General features: G+C 66.8%; 13 protein-coding genes. 1 reads left to right on the forward strand and 12 read right to left on the reverse strand.

From position 1 onward, the window contains the following. Nucleotides 1-206: 206 nt before the first annotated feature. From HD842_RS11845 to HD842_RS11855, 3 genes are all read right to left on the reverse strand, one after another. Complete coding sequence (locus HD842_RS11845) at nt 207-1220, reverse strand: cupin-like domain-containing protein (protein ID WP_183554633.1); 1014 nt, start codon at nt 1218-1220, stop codon at nt 207-209. Further along, nucleotides 1204-1914 (reverse strand): SapC family protein, encoded by a 711-nt coding sequence (locus HD842_RS11850; protein ID WP_183554635.1) that lies wholly within the window; start codon nt 1912-1914, stop codon nt 1204-1206. Before HD842_RS11850 ends, HD842_RS11845 begins: the two co-directional genes overlap by 17 nt. A gap of 140 nt (nt 1915-2054) precedes the next feature. Continuing rightward, nucleotides 2055-5087 carry a TonB-dependent receptor gene (locus HD842_RS11855; RefSeq protein ID WP_221290473.1) on the reverse strand — a complete coding sequence of 1011 codons (3033 nt, stop codon included), beginning with the start codon at nt 5085-5087 and terminating at the stop codon, nt 2055-2057. Between the two features lie 503 nt (nt 5088-5590). Here HD842_RS11855 and HD842_RS24090 point away from each other — a divergent pair. Then, nucleotides 5591-7174 carry a family 16 glycosylhydrolase gene (locus HD842_RS24090; protein ID WP_229424728.1) on the forward strand — a complete coding sequence of 528 codons (1584 nt, stop codon included), beginning with the start codon at nt 5591-5593 and terminating at the stop codon, nt 7172-7174. Nucleotides 7175-7179: 5 nt separating this feature from the next. On the opposite strand, the gene HD842_RS11870 is transcribed toward HD842_RS24090, so the two are convergent. Genes HD842_RS11870 through HD842_RS11910 form a run of 9 tightly spaced genes read right to left on the reverse strand, consistent with a single transcriptional unit; the run spans nt 7180 to nt 16688 of the window. Then, the gene (locus tag HD842_RS11870; RefSeq protein WP_183554637.1) at nt 7180-8067 is read right to left on the reverse strand and encodes a LytR C-terminal domain-containing protein; all 888 of its coding nucleotides are present in this window, start codon (nt 8065-8067) and stop codon (nt 7180-7182) included. Nucleotides 8068-8082: 15 nt separating this feature from the next. Beyond that, on the reverse strand, nt 8083-9027 hold the full coding sequence (locus tag HD842_RS11875) for a type II secretion system F family protein (RefSeq protein WP_183554639.1): 945 nt from the start codon (nt 9025-9027) through the stop codon (nt 8083-8085). A gap of 7 nt (nt 9028-9034) precedes the next feature. Then, nucleotides 9035-10015 carry a type II secretion system F family protein gene (locus tag HD842_RS11880; RefSeq protein WP_183554641.1) on the reverse strand — a complete coding sequence of 327 codons (981 nt, stop codon included), beginning with the start codon at nt 10013-10015 and terminating at the stop codon, nt 9035-9037. Nucleotides 10016-10025: 10 nt separating this feature from the next. Beyond that, nucleotides 10026-11372, reverse strand: a complete 1347-nt coding sequence (locus HD842_RS11885) for a CpaF family protein (protein ID WP_183554643.1) — start codon at nt 11370-11372, stop codon at nt 10026-10028. A 38-nt stretch (nt 11373-11410) separates the two neighbouring features. After that, a complete protein-coding gene (locus HD842_RS11890) occupies nt 11411-12586 on the reverse strand; it encodes an AAA family ATPase (RefSeq protein ID WP_183554645.1) in 1176 nt (391 codons plus the stop codon). A 30-nt stretch (nt 12587-12616) separates the two neighbouring features. Further along, nucleotides 12617-12889: a hypothetical protein gene (locus HD842_RS11895; protein ID WP_183554647.1), complete on the reverse strand. Its 273-nt coding sequence runs from the start codon at nt 12887-12889 to the stop codon at nt 12617-12619. A gap of 9 nt (nt 12890-12898) precedes the next feature. Beyond that, nucleotides 12899-14449, reverse strand: coding sequence for a type II and III secretion system protein family protein (locus tag HD842_RS11900; protein ID WP_183554649.1), 1551 nt, complete (start codon nt 14447-14449; stop codon nt 12899-12901). Between the two features lie 20 nt (nt 14450-14469). Next, nucleotides 14470-15327, reverse strand: coding sequence for a Flp pilus assembly protein CpaB (cpaB, locus tag HD842_RS11905; protein WP_183554651.1), 858 nt, complete (start codon nt 15325-15327; stop codon nt 14470-14472). Then, nucleotides 15324-16688: an ATP-binding protein gene (locus HD842_RS11910; protein ID WP_229424729.1), complete on the reverse strand. Its 1365-nt coding sequence runs from the start codon at nt 16686-16688 to the stop codon at nt 15324-15326. Before HD842_RS11910 ends, cpaB begins: the two co-directional genes overlap by 4 nt. Between the last annotated feature and the right edge of the window lie 54 nt (nt 16689-16742).

Genomic DNA, 16742 nt, shown 5'->3' on the forward strand with positions numbered 1-16742 from the left:
TCATCAACGAAAATGCCCGCACATGATGCGGGCATTTTTTTGGGTGCGGTGAACCCTACCGTAGGGTGGACGGCTACGCCGTCCACGCGTTCAGATGCACACTCGTTTCACGTTACGTCGAGGTTCGCTGGACGCGTGGACGGGACACCCGTCCACCCTACGAGGATGACGTTGATGAAGCGGACATCTTTTGCATGCGTTGGACGTTACCGGTTCAAGCGCTTGAGCAGTTGTGCGCGCACCATGCGCGAGACGTTGTCGTTCATCGGGGCGAGCAGGCCGCGCGCGCCTGGCGGGATATGCGCCGCCGTCTCGCCATTGGCCTCGAACACGTAGTGCCGGAAGAGTTCGGCCCAGGCCGCGCGCTGCGCCGGTGGCAGGTCGCGCACTGTCATCAGGGCGTGCATCAGCGCGTTGTTGGGCGTGTCCATCCAGTCTGGCGACTGGCGCCACCAGTAATTGACCAGCACATTGACATCGTCCAGCGCCTCGACGTGGTGCCACCACATGCTGGGGATGAACAGCGCGTCGCCCGGCCCCAGTTCGGCGCTCTGCGCCTGCGCGAGTGCGTCGGCAAAGCGGGGAAAACGTGCGAGATCGGGCTGTGCGAAATCGACCAGGCTGATGGGCTGGCCGGCGGGCGTCAGGTCGATCGGGCCGATGTACAGATTGTGCTGCTGCCCCGGCGGGAACAGCGTGAAGCGGCGCCGCCCGGCCGCGATACAGGCCAGGTTGTCCGGCACGTCGTAGTGGGCAGCGATGCGGGTGCGGTTGCCGATCCAGATCGACGCCAGCGGGTCGCGCGGACCGAGGTCGACATCGTTCTCGTGCCTGAAGCCCGGCAGCGCGCCGTCGATCGTGGTCGAGCCGACGTAGATCGCAGGCGGCGCCGGCGTGGCCAGGTGTTTTGCCAGTTCATCGAGCACGGCATCGAGCCGCACGCGCAGCGACTGGAAATTGAAGCCGTCAAGCGCGGCGTTGTAGAAGAAGCGGCCCTTGATGTCGGGCGGGCCGAGCATCGCATTGACGGTGGCGTCGCCGCACCAGCGGCGCAGGTAATCGAGCGCTGCCTGCGGCGACTGGCGCCCTGCGGCGACCACCGGCCAGTGGGCCACCAGGCCGCGCAGCAGCAGCGGCTCGGTCGAGGCCAGGATCGTTGCATCGAGATCGGCCGGCGTCACACCGGCGATCTCGCGGATGGCGTTAGCGGCCGGCGGCATCGCGGTGATTCTTGCGGTCGATCAGATTGCGGAAGTTCGACAGCGAGGCCAGTGCGAAGTAGATCGGTGCTAGGTAGCCGGCCGCGTGCAGTTCGGCGATGGCGCTTGCCTCGAGCGCGCCCAGGCGTTCTTCGTGGATCGTGAAAAAGCCCCCCAGGCGGTTCTGCGCGCCGTTGTCGAATTCCATGTCGAGCACGAACGCATCGAGCAGATCATGGCGCTTGAGCGCTTCGAGAAAACCGATATTGGCCTGTACGCCGTTGTGGATGTTCGACAGCATGGTGCTGACCTTTTCCAGGTATTCGGTGTTGCCGCCATGCGGCTTGAACACCGGCTCGCCGTCGGTCGTGCTCACGCGCGGGTGGTCGAGGTCGACCTGGATCATCAGCTCGTCGCCATTGCGGCCGATGTAGAACGGCTGGCGCTCGTGCATCCACGGCACGAGCGGCGCATCCCAGCGGCCGTCTTGCAGGAACAGGTTTTCGTCTTCGGTAAAGCCCAGCAGCGCGATCGCTTCGAAGTTCGCGCCGTCTTCGAGCTGGCGGAAGATGATCGGGTAGATCCCCTGCAGCGAGCGGAATTCGTCGGCGAAGGTCGGCACCCACGCGACTTCGCTGCCCAGGCCAGGGCGGTGGCCGGCGATGATGCGCAGGTCCTTGTGTTCGATATTGTTCAGCAGGGCGATATTGGGCATGGATGTCTCGTTGACGTTATGGGAATCACGCGATGAAACGACAACGGCGGGCCGGCTGATGCCGACCCGCCGCTGCGGTTGCAGGGCCGGTGTGCGGGAAGTCTACTCCCGAATACCGGCGCCGGCCAGATGCTGCGCGATCAGAATTTGTAGCGCGCTGCGAGCATGTAACGCGGACCCGATTGCGTCACGAACAGCACCTGCTGCTTGGTGCGGCCGTGCGTGCGCTGGATCTCGTCGGTCAGGTTGATGCCCTCGAACGAGACTGACAGGTTCTTGTTGACGTTGTAGCCCACACTCAGATCGAGCTGGCCGTATGCTTCGACGTAGTTCGGGTTCGGGCCCGAGCCGTCGAACGTCGACGACAGGAACTCGTCGCGCCAGTTGTAGGCCGCGCGCACGTTCCACTTGTCGTTCTCGAAGATACCCACCAGGTTGGCCGAGTCGCCCAGGCCGACCAGTGCGAACTGCTCGCCCACGCTGCCGTTGTCGTACTTCAGGCCCGAATTGACGTAGGTGTAGTTAGCCTGCACGCCGAAGCCGCTGTTGCCGAACATGTGCTGGAGGTTGAATTCCAGGCCGCGGATGTTCGCCTTCTTCTGGTTCGAGTACGACGTGATGCGGAAGTTCGCGACCGGATCGGTGCCGATGGCCGTGATGGTGCCGGTGGCATCGCCCGACGCGTTGTTCGGCCCCGCGACCACACCCGGCTGGCCGTTGAAGTTACGGAAGATGTAGTTGCGGATGCAGGTGGTGTCTGCCGTCGTGCAGCTGCCCAGCGCCGCATTCCAGTAGGCGCCCCCCACTGGCGTGCGCACGCCGAACGGCTGGGCGATGATCTGCGACTGGCCGGCGTAGTTCTCGAGCTGCTTGCGGAAGTGGTTGACCGAGATGAAGCTCTGACGGCCGTAGTACCACTCGAGCGCCAGGTCGAAGTTCTTCGACTTGACCGGCTCCAGCGCCGGATTGCCCTGCGAACCGGTGCCGCCTTCGACGCGCGCCAGCGTGTCGAGCACCTGGCCGCCGGCGATCTGGTCGTAGCGTGGCCGGCCGATGGTGTGACCATAGCTGAAGCGGCCCTTGATGTCGTCGCGCAGCGCGATGTCGGCGTCAAAGCTTGGCAGCACGTGGCTGTAGTCGCCTTTCAGCGTCGTGAAGCCGGACTGGCCGAACACTACTGGCAGCTCGTTCTGCGAGACCCAGCTGATTGCGATCGGGGTCGGCACCAGCGCGGTGGAGCTGACGTCCGTTTTCTCGTAACGCACGCCGAGCGAGGTGTTGATCGGGTAGCGCGTGTTCCACTCGGTGTTGAACTGCAGGTACAGGCTCTTCGATTTTTCTTCGGTGCGGCGGTCGGTATCGTAGGTGGTCTTCGGCACGTACAGCTGCGGCAGGCCGGATGCCTGCGCCACGATGTCGCGGATCTGGCTGAAGTTGAAGGTGTGGAAGCGGTCGAACAGGGCCGGATTGTTGCTGCCGTTGACCTGGTCGAAGTACTTGCCCAGGCTGTCGACCGTGAACAGGCTGGCCGGGTAGTCGGATGCCTGCGTGGCGCCGCCCCAGGTGTCGCGCTGCTGCACCGAGAACGCCGAGCGGTAATCGACCTTGGTCGCGCCCAGGCCGAACTTGACCTCGGATGCTTCCAGCACTTTCCAGCTGCCGTGCGTCTGGATCTGGTCGACTTCGGTCTTCATGTAGCCGTTCTCGAACACCGAGCCGGTCACCTGCTGCGGGGCGCGCGCGTAGTCGGCGCCCTGGATGCTCAGCACCGGGAAGTCCTGCGAGAAGTCGGCGGTGGTGTTGCCGCGGCTGAAGCTCGCGGTGCCGATCACGTTGCTCGAACCCCATGGGCTGTCCGGGGTCGACTCGGCCGACGAGCTGTGGGCATCGAGCTCGAAGCGCAGCTCGGGCGTGACGCGCCAGACGGTGTTGAAGCCCAGCGATTTGTTTTCGCTGCGGGTCGCAAAGTCCGACACGCCCATCGCGATATCGCTGTTACCGGCCGGGATGAATTCGGTGTAGGTCAGTGGGCCGGCGATCGGGCCGTCGGTCCAGCTGCTCGACGACGGGCCAAAGTTGAACCACGCCGACATGTCGTTGCGGCGGGTGTGAATCTTGTTTTCCGAATAGGTGTAGTCGAGGGTGCTGGTGATCGACTTGTTCGGTGCGAACTGGAACACCACCTGGCCGTTGGTGCGCTCGCGCTGCACGCCGCTCAGGTTGTAGTTCAGGTTCTGCGGGGTCTGGTACAGATCGGTCGGACCTGGGCGGTTGGTGATCAGCTCCGAGCCTGGCTGGCCTGGCAGCGGGATCGCGCCATAGGTTGCCTGGTCGCCGCGGAACGGGCCCTTCCAGCCATTGGCCACCGACGCGCGGTTGTAGCCCAGGTTACGTTCCTGGTAGCTGGCCGACAGGCCGATGCCGAAGCGGCCGTCGGCCGAGGTGTTCGAGTAGATGCCCGAGACTTCCGGCGTGACCTTGTTGCCGTGCTGGAGACCGTCCGGCAGGTTGGTGGCCGACGTGTCGTGCACGCCCTTGATGCCGATGCTGGCCTGCATGCCGGGGCGCGACAGCGGGCGCGCGGTGATCACGTTGATGGTCGCGCCGACGCCGCCGGTCGGGGTCTCGGCGCGGCTCGATTTGTAGACCTGCAGCTGCGAAATCGCTTCGGAAGCGATGTTGGCGAAGTCGAAGGCGCGGCCATTGCGGTCGCCCAGGTTCGATACCGGCATCTGGCGGCCATTGAGCAGCACCAGGTTGAAGTCGGGGCCGACGCCACGCACGGTGATCTTCGAGCCTTCGCCGATTTCGCGGTCGATCGACACGCCCGAGATGCGCTGCAGCGATTCGGCCAGGTTCGTGTCGGGGAATTTGCCGATGTCTTCAGCGACGATGCCGTCCACGAAGCCCTGCGCATTGCGCTTGAGGTTCATCGACGATTCGAGACTGGCGCGCAGGCCGGTCACGACGACGGTCTGCGTGCCGTTTTGCGCGGGGCCGGTGATCGATGCGGTGGGATTGCTGGCCGCGTCGACCGCCTGGTCAGGGGCGCTGGTCGCGGTTTCGGCTGGCGGCATGCTGGCCGCTTCCTGGGCAAACGCCGGCATGAACGCCGCGCATGCGCTGGCAACTGCCAGACTGATCAAGGTCTGTTTAGCCTTTGGGTAGTACATGTCTTCTCCTGTTTTTATAAATATGACCGTGCTCAGACACGGTGTCTCCGCCATCCGGATGCGTCGCCGCTGCCCCGGGTACTGCCTTTCAAACCCGGGCGCCTCCTTGCCCGGCGGCGCGCCACCATGTGGTGCAGCGAGACCGATCGGCTGGTGCCGATGGCCTCGCTACGTGAATCGCCGGGTGCGCGCTGCACTGTGTCATGTGTCCTCGGCTCCTTGGCGGGTTGCGCCAATCGGGCATCGAAGGGAATTTGTCCGTCACATGGAAACGTTTCCATGCAGTGATCTGAATCTTAGAGTTATGAAAATAAATTGTCAACGGAATATTCCGTTACCTCGTCAACCGGTGTGACGTAGTTTTGCAACACTTTGGTGCGCGCAGCACTGCCGCCTGTCTTCAGCAGGGGTGGTTGGTGGACGCGCCGCCCGCATTGACGGGATCTTCTTGGCACGCTATAGTCGGCTTGACGTTTTGGTAACGTTTCCAAACTGGAGCATGCATGCACCATTTTCTGGCCCGCCTCACGCGCAGCATCCCCCGCAGCACCCTCCTCGCCGCTGTCTGTGTCGCTCTCAGCGGCGCCGTGCATGCTGCTGCGCCGGCGCCGGCATTCGCCTGGCCCGGCGGTGCGCGTACTGCGGTCAGCCTCGCCTACGACGATGCGCTCGACTCGCAACTCGACAACGCGCTGCCGGCGCTGGACCGCTACGGCATCAAGGGCACCTTCTATCTACAGCTATCGAGCCCGCCGGTGGCGGCGCGCCTGCCGGCGTGGCGCGCCGCCGCTGCCCGCGGTCATGAACTGGGCAACCACAGCCTGTTCCACCAGTGTTCGGGCAAGGGCCCGGACCGCGGCTGGGTCGCTGCGCACCGCGACCTCGCAACAACCAGCCGCGCGCAGATGGTCGACCAGGTCCTGCTGGCCAACACGATGCTCGAAGCGATCGATGGCCGGCGCGAACGCACCTACACGGCGCCCTGCGGCGACGTGCAGGCGCTGGACGGCGACTACCTGCCCGCACTGCGCCCGGCATTCGTTGCGATCAAGGCGGGCAATGGCCCAGGCGTGCCGGCATCGATGGCGGCGGTCGATCCGTATCAGGTTGCCTCGGTCGGCCCGGTGGGTGCCAGCGGCGCGGAACTGATCGCGCTGGTGGAGCAAGCCGTCGCACGCGGCACCATGGTTGCCTTCACCTTCCACGGCATCGGGGGCGACCATCTGAGCGTGTCGTCGCAGGCGCATGAAGAACTGGTGCGCTACCTTGCGGCGCACCGTGACGTGGTCTGGACCGACACGTTTATCAACATCATGCAGCATGTCAGGCAGCAAGTTACACAAGCGCAGGCGCGCCTGCCCGGCTGGACGCTGGCCTGGAGCGATGAATTCAGCGGCGCAGCGCTCGATCGCACGATCTGGACGCTGGAGACGGGCGGCCATGGCTGGGGCAACAACGAGATGCAGTTCTACACGGCGCGCCCAGAAAACGTGCGCGTGGAGGACGGCCACTTGATCATCGAGGCGCGCAAGGAGCGCTACGAAGGCAAGGATTACACGTCGGCGCGGCTCAAGACAGCTGGTCTGAAAGAGACGCAGTACGGGCGCTTCGAGGCGCGCATCAAGGTGCCGAAGGGCCAGGGCATCTGGCCGGCATTCTGGATGCTGGGCGCCGATATCGGCAAGGTGGGCTGGCCGCGCAGCGGCGAGATCGACATCATGGAAATCATCGGCAAGGAGCCGCGCAATGTCTATGGCACGCTGCACGGGCCGGGCTATTCGGGCGAGCACGCGTTCAGCAAACCGATCGCGCTGGACGGCGCCGACTACGGCGACGACTTCCACGTGTTTGCCGTCGAGTGGGAACCGCAGGCCATCCGCTGGTACCGCGACGGCGTGCACTACCACACCGCCACGCCGGCGCTCGTAAAGGGCGACTGGGTATTCGAGCACCCGTTCTTCGTGCTGCTGAACCTCGCTGTCGGCGGTTACTGGCCCGGTTACCCGGACAGCACGACTGCGTTCCCGCGCCGGATGCTGGTCGATTATGTGCGCGTGTATCGCAAGGATGCAGCACCGGCGCCGTGACCGGTTCAGCGCAGCGCCAGTGACTCTGCCTTCTTCGCATCCAGGCGCAGCATGGCGCCGCGCGGCGCCAGGTCGCGGCCCAGCACCAGGCGCAGGTTGGCGGGTGCGCGGTGGTCGACTTCCTGCAGGTGCACGCTGCCCACGCGCTGCGCCAGGCGCCGGGCCGCATCGACGTGCGCTGCATCGTATTCGATGCGCGTGTGGCGCACCGCAAAGCCGGGCTGGTTCGACAGGCGCGTGACGCGCAGGCTCGGTGCGTCGATCTGGCGTGCCAGTGCGCGCGCCATCCCGGTCACGCCATTGCCATTGCTGATCTCGAGACGCGCCACGGCCGGTGGCAGTGGAAGCGGCTGCACGGCAGACTGCAGGACAGGCGCGCTGGCCGGTATGCGGCGCAGTTCCATCATGCCGTCCGCGCCGACGTGGATCTGCGCCTGCGCCCAACCGGGCTGTGGGGTGGGCTGCAATGCCGCCATGGCCTGGCCGAGCGCGGCGACGCCCGTCTGGCCACCGGTCGCAGCGAAGTCAGCGCGCAAGTCGTACTGGCGCAGCGACGCCGCCTGGCGCAGCATCTGCCGCGCGCGGGCCTCCTGTCCCAGCGCGGCCAGCGCTTCCCCAAGCAACTCCCACGAGTGCGCGACCAGCGGGTCGAGCAGGCAGGCTCGTTCCAGCGCCACGCGGGCAGCGTCGTAATCGCCACTGCGCAGAGACGCGCTCCCCAGAGTGACGAACCGCTGGGCGGCGTCGGGTCCGGCGTCCGCTTGTAGCGCTGCGTTCAGGTCGTGTGAGGTAGCGTGCGATCCTGGCGTCTGCAGCGGTGCGCACGCCGCAAGGCCGGCGCACAGCAATGCCAGCCGCGTGAATCGGGCGCTACGGTGAATGGTCGGGCGCATGGCGGCTCCTTGGGTTCAGCGCGCGCTGGCCAGCGCGCTCATGGCACGGGAAATCTGGATCGCCGCCGGTCCCAGAAGGACCATCATCAGCGTCGGGAAAATACAGAAGATCAGCGGGAACAGCAGCTTCAGGCCAATGCGCGCAGCCGTTTCTTCGGCGATCATGCGCCGCTTGTGGCGCAGGTTGTCGGCATACACGCGCAGGGCGTCGCCCACGCTGGTGCCGAAGCGTTCGGACTGGATCAGCATGGCCACCAGGGTATCGACATCCTCGACGCCAGAGCGCAGCGCGAAATTGCGCAGCGCCTTTTCCTTGCTGAAGCCGGCGCGCATTTCCATCAGCACGATCTGCATCTCCTGCGCCAGCACCACGCTTTTGATATGGATTTCGGCGGCCACCTTGACCAGGGCGCGCTCCAGGCTCAGGCCCGCTTCGACGCACACCGTCAGCAGGTCGAGGGCATCGGGAATGGTCTCGAAGATCTCGCGCCGGCGCCGTTTAACGCGGCGCGCCAGCACGGCGTTGGGCAGGTAGTAGCCGAGCGCCGCGCCGCACAGCAGGATCATCAGCACCATGCGGCCCGACACATCGCCGCGCAACAGCATCACGGGCGCCAGTACGGCGGGCGCCAGCAGCGCCAGCGCGGTCTTGGCCGCGAAGTACAGCGTCGGCGCTGCCTGGTTGCGCCAGCCGGCGTTCATGAAGCGGGTGCGCAGCGTCGATTTTTCCCAGCCCTCTTCGGGGATCGACAGCCGGGTGAGCGGCCGGGCCACGCTGGCGACTCGCTCGATCCAGCGCAGGCGCGGCGCGTCACCCATGCCCGCCACTGCGCGCTGGCCAAGAAGACGGCGCAGGCGCTCGCGCAGCGCGACCGGCGCGAACAGGGCCAGCGCGACCCAGCACAGCGCGCACACGACCATGAAGACAATCAGCAAGAACCACAGTTGCATGGTATTCATCGCGGCCTCATATGCGGATGCGGATGGTCCGGCGCAGCCACAGCACGCCAAAGATGATCATGCCCAGCCCGTACCACAGCAGCCGCTGGCCGCTCGGGTCGGTCCACAGCATACTGACGTAATGCGGGCTGCTGACCGTCATCACGCCCATCACGCCAAATGGCAGCAAGCCCAGAATCCAGGCCGACATGCGGCCTTCGGCCGACAGCACCCGCACCTGCGCCACGAGTTTCAGGCGGGCGCGGATGATGCCGCTGATATTGCCGAGGATTTCGGCCAGGTTGCCGCCCGAATCGCGCTGGATCAGCACCGCGATCATCAGGTAGCGCAGGTCGGTCAGCGGAATGCGCGCGGCCAGCCCGTGCAGCGCTTCGTTCATCGGTACGCCGTAATTGATCTCTTCGCGCGCAATGCGAAATTCACCTGCCAGCGGCTCGGGCATTTCATTGCCGACGATCTGCAGCACGTTGATGAACGAGTGCCCGGCGCGCAGCGCGCGTGCGATGAAGTCCGCTGCCTCTGGCAGCTGGTGCTCGATGCGGATCAGGCGCCGCCGGCGCATCCGCTGCAGCAGGCACCAGGGCAGGCCAGGACTGGCCACGCACAGCAGCAGGCGCGCCTGCAGCGGCAACGTCCAGACGCTGCCCGCCACCAGGACCATGATCACGCAGCCGAAGGTGGCGCCAATGAAGTGGCTGACGGTCCAGGGCGCGCCAGCCTGCACCAGCAGCGCATCGATGCGCTGGGCCAGGGCTGCCCGGTGCAGCAGCCGGTCGAGTGCAGGCCGGCGGCTGAAGGGGCGCTGCTTGAGGATCGAGATGCGTTCGCCCGAGCGCGTCTGCGCGCCGCCGGACATGACCTGCAGGCGGCGTGCAATGCGGCGCGCCGCGGCGCCGCGGGTACTCATCCACCACAGGTAGAAGCCTTCGACCGCCAGGATGACGGCGGCGAACAGCACCACGACGAAACCGTAGAACAGGATGTCCATGACCGCTCCTTCAATCAAACACGCGGTCGGGGTCGAACGTGTCGTCCGGCACCGGGACCCCGAACAGCTTGAGGCGGTCGGCAAAACGCGGCCGCACACCGGTGGCACTGAAGTGGCCAAGCACCCTGCCCTGCGGGTCGACGCCGCGCTGTTCGAACAGGAAGATTTCCTGCATCGAAATGACCTCGCCTTCCATTCCGGTGATCTCCTGCATGCTCACCAGTTTGCGCGTGCCGTCGGTCAGGCGCGAGACCTGCAGCACCACCGTCACCGCCGAGACGATCTGCTGGCGGATCGCGCGCGGCGTCAGGTTCACGGCGGCCATGCTGACCATGTTTTCCAGGCGCGAGAGCGCGTCGCGCGGCGTGTTCGAGTGGATCGTGGCGAGCGAGCCTTCGTGGCCCGTGTTCATCGCCTGCAGCATGTCGAGCGCCTCGGCGCCGCGCACCTCGCCCAGGATGATGCGGTCGGGCCGCATGCGCAGCGCGTTGCGCACCAGCGCGCGCTGCGTGACTTCGCCCTTGTCCTCGATATTCGGCGGGCGCGTTTCCAGGCGCACGACGTGCGGCTGGCGCAGTTGCAGCTCGGCCGCATCCTCGATCGTCACGATCCGTTCGCTGGCCGGGATGAACCCCGAGATCAGGTTGAGCAAGGTGGTCTTGCCGCTGCCGGTCCCGCCCGAGATCAGGATGTTGACCTTGGCCGTGCCCAGGCTTTCGATCACCCGGATCATCGGCGGCGCCATGCTTTTGTACTCGAGCAGGTTATGCACCGTCAGCGGGCTGCCGCCGAAGCGGCGGATCGACAGGATTGGCCCGTCGACGGCCAGCGGCGGGATGATGGCGTTCACGCGCGAGCCGTCCGGCAGGCGCGCATCGACCATCGGGCTCGATTCATCGACCCGGCGCCCCACGCGCGAGACGATCTTTTCGATGATCTTCATCAGGTGGGCGTTGTCGTGGAAGGTGACGTCGGTCAGTTCGAGCTTGCCGTGGCGCTCGACCCAGACCTTGCTGGCGGTATTGACCAGGATGTCTGAAATCGTCGGATCGGCCAGCAGCGGCTCGAGCGGGCCGAAGCCCAGCATCTCGTGCTGGATGTCGAGCACCAGGTGGTGGCGCTCGTGCTGGTTCAGCACGATGCGCTCGTCTTCGATGATGCGCTGGACCAGCAGCGCCAGCTCATGCTTGAACTGTTCGGCGGTCAGGCGCTTCAGGCGCTCCAGATCGATCCGGTCGAGGATCATCTGGTGCATCAGCTTCTTGAGCTCCTGATAGGCCTGGTTGGGGGCGTCGTGCGATTCGGCGCCGGTCGGACGCTCGGGGTCGGGCAGCGCAAGGCGTTCGCGAAGGGACATCGATGTCTCCGGTGCGTGGTTCAAACGTGGGGAACGAGTCAGTCGACGTGATCCTGGCGCCCGAACAGGCGCCCCAGCAGGCCGCGGCTTTCGTGGACCCGCTGCGCGGTCACCAGTTCGACCAGATCGGCCAGGCTGCGCGCGGCGGCGCTCGAGCGCGACAACTGCAGCACCGGCACGCCCTGGTTCACCGAATCGGTGACCGCGATGTAGTCGTTGGGGAAGGTGTGCACCACTTCGCAGCCCAGCGCCGCATGCAGGTCCTGCAGGCGCAGCTTGCCGCCCTTTTCGTAGCGGTTGACGATCAGGCGGATGTTGTCGAGCACATAGCCGAGCGAGCGGAAGATGTCGAGCAGGCGGCGCGCATCGCGGATATCGGGCAGCGCCAGTTGCAGCAACGGGTAAATCGTGTCGGTCACGTCCAGCGCGCGCAGCGACACCGCATCGATCTGGCGCCCGACGTCGAGCAGCACGTAGTCATAATGCTGACGCGCGACGCGCAGGATGGTGTCGATGTGTTCGGGCTTGGCCTGCCGCTCGTGGGACGGATCGTCGGCCGCCGCCAGCACGCCGAAGCCCGGCGTCACGTGCACCAGGCACGATTCGAGAAACGGCCCGTCGATGCGGGCGATCTGGGCGCACACGTCCGACATCGTCATGGCCGGCTTCTGGTCCGACACGTACAGGGCGGCGTCGCCGAACTGGCCATGCAGGTCGATCAGCAGCACCTTCTTGCCGGCCAGCGAGGCAAGCGCGTAGCCGAAATTGGTCGAAATGAAGGTGGCGCCGCTGCCGCCCTTGCACGCGATGAAGGCCAGTACCTTCCCGTCGCGCATGGTCGAGATGCCGGTGGCGCTCGCGATGCGGTCCATCGCCTCATGAAAGGCGCGGTGCACCAGCGGCAGTTGCAGCAGCTCGCGCACGCCGGCGCGCATCGCGGTAATCAACAGGTCGGGCTGGTGCTGGGTGGTCAGCAGCATCAGTTGCGCTGTCGGATACTGCCGGCCCAGGCGCTCGAGCAGATTGGCTTCGGACGGTTCGAGGTTGCTGGCATCGACGATCACGAGTTGCGGCGCGTCGGGATCGGGCCGGTCGAGCGCCTCGCGCAGGCCGGCGCGGGTCGCGCCCAGGTGCAGGGGCGGCACCCGCGCGGCGCCCTGGGCGGCCAGTTCCGCGTACAGGTGGCTGTCCCGGCTGATCAGGAGCGCTCTCATGAAGTCCTCGATAAAGGTAGTGCCGCGCGCTTACTGCGCACGGATCATGGGCGCCGGCTGGCCGGTGTCCGGTTGGGCGAACGAGCGCTCGTAGTTGTCGATGGCCGCGCGCGCGGCGCGGCCATCGAGCCCTGCGGCGGGGTTGCGGCTGGCGCCCGCAGCCGGGTCGATCGTCTGCACGGCCAGGTTGGCGCGAGTCGCCGCGCCGAACTGGCTGTCCCAGTGCGGCGTGCTCGAGATGCAGCCCTGCGCGCCGCAGGCCAGCAGCACCAGCGCCGCCCGGCGTATGAATGTGGATGCCATGCTGCTCTCCTATTCCGGTTCGGGGCCGCCGGCGGCCGGCGCCGGTGCGGGTGGGACAGGCGCCGTGCCAACGGCGGGCGTGCTAACGGCGGGCGGACCTTCGAGGCGGCCGCCAAGCAGCACGCCGGCGCGCGACGGCGCATCGAACCGGTCGGTCGGCAAGCTCAGACTGCCGGCCAGCAGCGGCTTGACCAGACGCGCCGTGATGACGAACACCAGTTCAGTGCGCTCCTGCTGGAAGTCGGTGCTGCGAAACAGCGCGCCCAGTATCGGCACGTCGCTCAGTCCCGGCAGGCCTTTCAGGTTGGCGACCAGGTTGTTGCGCACCAGGCCACCGATGGCGAAGCTCTGGCCGTCGTGCAGCTGCACCGTGGTGCTGGCGCGACGCGTGGTCAACAGCGGCATGATCGCGGTGCCCGCAATGCCGGCGGCGCTGATGCCGATCCCTTCGCGCGACAGCTCCGACACTTCGGGCGCGACCTTCAGGTTGATGAGGCCTCCACCCAGCACGGTTGGGGTAAAGCGCAGGCCGACGCCGAATTCCTTCTCTTCCAGCGTCACCTTGTTATTGTCTTGCGCCACCGGGATAAAGAACTTGCCGCCGGCGAGGAACGCGCCTTCCTGGCCGCTGATGGCCAGCACGTTCGGCTCGGCCAGGATGCGCACCAGGCCATCGAGCTTGTCGGTGTCGATGCCGAAGCGGTTGCCGTTGGTCTTCAGGCCAGCCAGGCCGCCGCGCGCCAGCCCGCTGAGAAAATCGGTGGCCAGCGTGGTGGTCCAACTGCCGGACCCGAAGCTCAGGCGCACGCCGGTTTCAAGCCGCTCGAGCAACGTGCGCGCGACTTCGGCCACCTTGACCTCGAGCTGCACCTGCTGGGGCGCGCTGACTGCCAGCAGGTTGATCACGCGGGCGCTGGCGCCACCTGCCCCGGCAGCCGCGCCGCCGCCGCTGCCATTGCCGATCTGGATCACGCCGTCGGTCGCGTTGTCCTTGTCGGCCGCCGGCAACTGGCGCAGCGGGCGGCGCACATAGGCGCCGGCCAGTTCCACGGCGCGGTTGACCGCGGCAGCGTCGCTGACGGTGCCGGTCAGCACCAGCGTGTCATTCGCGGCCATTACCCGGATGTCCTTCTCGTGCGGCATGGCGAGGACCAGCATCGCTTGCAGGCTGGCCGGGTCCATCGCGACCGTGATGTCGATCACGCTGCACGCGCCGCTGCGACCTTGCACGATCATGTTGGTGGTGCCGACATCGACGGCGGCGATATACAGCGTGTCCGGCGCGACCAGCATCGCCTGAACGACGGCCGGGTTGCCGACGCTGCGCCGGGTGACTGCTTCGGGCAGGCGCAGCATGGTCGACTTGCCCATCTGGAGCGCCATGGTGGCCGGGCGCGCGGCCTCGCCCTGGCAGCCGCCGTTCAGGCGCAGCGCGGGCTGCGCTGCCACGTCAGGCGGTACCATTTTTTTGCCTGCCGGGGCAGCCAGGGCCAGCGCACTCAGGCCTGCCAACATGGCCGCCAGGCAGGCGCGCAGTGCGATCGTGGGTTGTCGTTGCATGATCGGTCCAGTCGAAGACATCAGAAGCATTCCTGCGATGCGTGCAGGCCGTTGATGACGCTGATGCATTCGCGGTGCGGCGCCGGCGCTGGTGCCGGCGCCAGCGCCCGCACCAGCTGCACCCGCGGTGGTGCCACAGCGCGCAGCACGACCGGGGCGGCGGGCGGCGCCAGCAGCAGGTTGTCCTTGGTCGCGCCGGTGGTGGTGGTGGCGGCAGGATCGATCTGGTTGCGCAGCGCCAGCGACAGCGTGCCGACGTTGCGCGCCAGGTCCAGCTTTTCGGCCTGTTCGGGCGTGACTTCGAGCGTGACGGCATTGACGACCTTGGGCTTGGTCTCGTCGCGCCCCACTTCCTGGGCCACCGCCAGCACCAGGATGCGCTCCAGGACGATCTTCGAGATGCTGTGCGCACGGGCCTGCGGTGCGTTCGGATCGGGCGCCGTCTCGGTGCTGACGATGATGTCGACATAGTTACCCGGCAAGGCGAAGCCGGCCACGCCGATCACATCGTTGACGCGCACCGTGATCGCGCGCTTGCCTTCGGTGATCAGGGCCGACAGGCCGCCCAGCGTGCCAGCCGGAGCCAGCTTGGCTTCGCTGACCGGTTCGCCCGCGAGCAGGCTGCTGCGCAGGACCCGGCCGTTCAGCGGCTGGGGATCGGTGAACGCGCCCTTGGGCACGCTGGGAGTGTGCCAATCCATCACGATGAACAGCGCGGGGGTCAAGCGCTGGCCGATGTCGATGTCGCTTTTTGCGACGACGATCCTGCCAGCAGCGGGCACCTGCGCACTGAGCAGCCAGCGCGCAGCCAGCGCCACGGCCAGCAGGCCAAGCACCACGGCCAGCGCCATCATGATCACGGCTCGTTGGTTTTTCACGATGCGTCCCCTTCGCCGAACAGGCTGTACCAGGCGCGCGTCAGGCCATCCACATCGCAGCAGGGGGCCTGACCGGAGAAGCCCGCGAAGTCGGCGATCCGGCCCAGCAGCTCGTGCGGATAGGCGGCCAGCAGCGCGCGCCCGGTGCGGCGGTGCAGGTGCTCGATCAGGAACGCGATCGCGCTGTCATCCAGGTCGATCCGGCGCTGCCGCGCCTGGCGCCGCAGCAGCGCGCGATAACTCTGCTCCGACAGCGGCCCGACCGGAATCCGGTAGCCGATGCGGCGCAGGCAGGCGTCGTCGAGCACCGACTCCGGCGCCAGGCTGGTGACCAGCACCAGGCTCACATCGAACGGCAAGACGTGCGTGGCGCCGCCCGGCACCGTGACATGGTCCAGGCCCGCTTCGAGCGCACCGAGCCAGCGGTGCAGCAGTTCGCCTGGCGGCACACGCTGGCGGCCCACATCGTCCACCACCAGCAAACCGTTGTTGGCCAGGATGTGGGGCGGCGCGTGCAGCACCCCGCTGCCCAGATCACTGCGCAGCTCGAGCATGTCGCGCGCCAGCTCCGGCCCCACGTGCACCAGCGGACGCTGGCTCAGGGCCCAGCGTGCATCGCCGCTGCGGCGTTCTTCGAGGGCGCGTACGTGCAGCGGCAGGGGATGCAGCGTCAGGTCATGCAGCTGGATGATTTCGTGGTTGACCAGCACCGCATACGGCACCGCGATCGGGTCCTGGCGCAGGCGCGCCAGCTTGCGCGCCAGTGACGTCTTGCCGCTGCCGGACGGCCCGTACAACAGCAGCGGGCGACCCGAATACAGGGCGGCGCCGATCTGCTCGCGAATGGCCGGCGCCAGGCCGTCGCCGTCGAGCACCGCATCGAGCTCGGTGCGCGTGACGCGCGCGGCATCGGGCTGGCGCTGCGACTGGCGCGTGACCACGGCGCGCCATGCTGCCAGCGTCACCGGCGCCGGGCCGACATAGCGCGATTCGGCCAGATAGTCGCCCGCCGCGCGCTGGCCCAGGGTCGTCAACTGGTAGTGCACATCAAGGTCACTGTCGCCCGAATACGCGACTTCGGCCTGCTGGGTGCCCACCAGGGCCTGCAACACTTCGCGCAGCACGCTGACCGACAGCCGCAGGCGTCCAGTCAACTGGGACAGCGGCGTCTTGCCGTCGGCATGCAGGGTCTTGACCACGAGCGCCGTCACCAGGCGCGCGTCGAGCCCCGTGTCACGCACCGTACGTGGCTGGCGCGGCAGCACGGCGGCGAGATTGCCATCCGCATCAAAACCCGGCGCAGACAGGGACAACGATGCATCCGGTCCGGTCGGCGCGGCGGCCGATAACACTCCGATCATGACGTCTCCTGCTGCTGAAGTTGGTTCTGGGAAAACCTCAATTGATTCTAACGA

It is taken from the genome of Massilia aurea, from assembly GCF_014200505.1.
GTDB classification, from domain to species: domain Bacteria; phylum Pseudomonadota; class Gammaproteobacteria; order Burkholderiales; family Burkholderiaceae_D; genus Telluria; species Telluria aurea_B.

Coding starts and splice junctions, on each gene's coding strand:
- HD842_RS11910 (WP_229424729.1), bottom strand. CDS start 16,688: ATGATCGGAGTGTTATCGGCCGCCGCGCCGACCGGACCGGATGCATCG.
- HD842_RS24090 (WP_229424728.1), top strand. CDS start 5,591: ATGCACCATTTTCTGGCCCGCCTCACGCGCAGCATCCCCCGCAGCACC.
- HD842_RS11845 (WP_183554633.1), bottom strand. CDS start 1,220: ATGCCGCCGGCCGCTAACGCCATCCGCGAGATCGCCGGTGTGACGCCG.
- HD842_RS11900 (WP_183554649.1), bottom strand. CDS start 14,449: ATGCAACGACAACCCACGATCGCACTGCGCGCCTGCCTGGCGGCCATG.
- HD842_RS11850 (WP_183554635.1), bottom strand. CDS start 1,914: ATGCCCAATATCGCCCTGCTGAACAATATCGAACACAAGGACCTGCGC.
- HD842_RS11885 (WP_183554643.1), bottom strand. CDS start 11,372: ATGTCCCTTCGCGAACGCCTTGCGCTGCCCGACCCCGAGCGTCCGACC.
- HD842_RS11895 (WP_183554647.1), bottom strand. CDS start 12,889: ATGGCATCCACATTCATACGCCGGGCGGCGCTGGTGCTGCTGGCCTGC.
- HD842_RS11855 (WP_221290473.1), bottom strand. CDS start 5,087: ATGTACTACCCAAAGGCTAAACAGACCTTGATCAGTCTGGCAGTTGCC.
- HD842_RS11880 (WP_183554641.1), bottom strand. CDS start 10,015: ATGGACATCCTGTTCTACGGTTTCGTCGTGGTGCTGTTCGCCGCCGTC.
- HD842_RS11890 (WP_183554645.1), bottom strand. CDS start 12,586: ATGAGAGCGCTCCTGATCAGCCGGGACAGCCACCTGTACGCGGAACTG.
- HD842_RS11875 (WP_183554639.1), bottom strand. CDS start 9,027: ATGAATACCATGCAACTGTGGTTCTTGCTGATTGTCTTCATGGTCGTG.
- HD842_RS11870 (WP_183554637.1), bottom strand. CDS start 8,067: ATGCGCCCGACCATTCACCGTAGCGCCCGATTCACGCGGCTGGCATTG.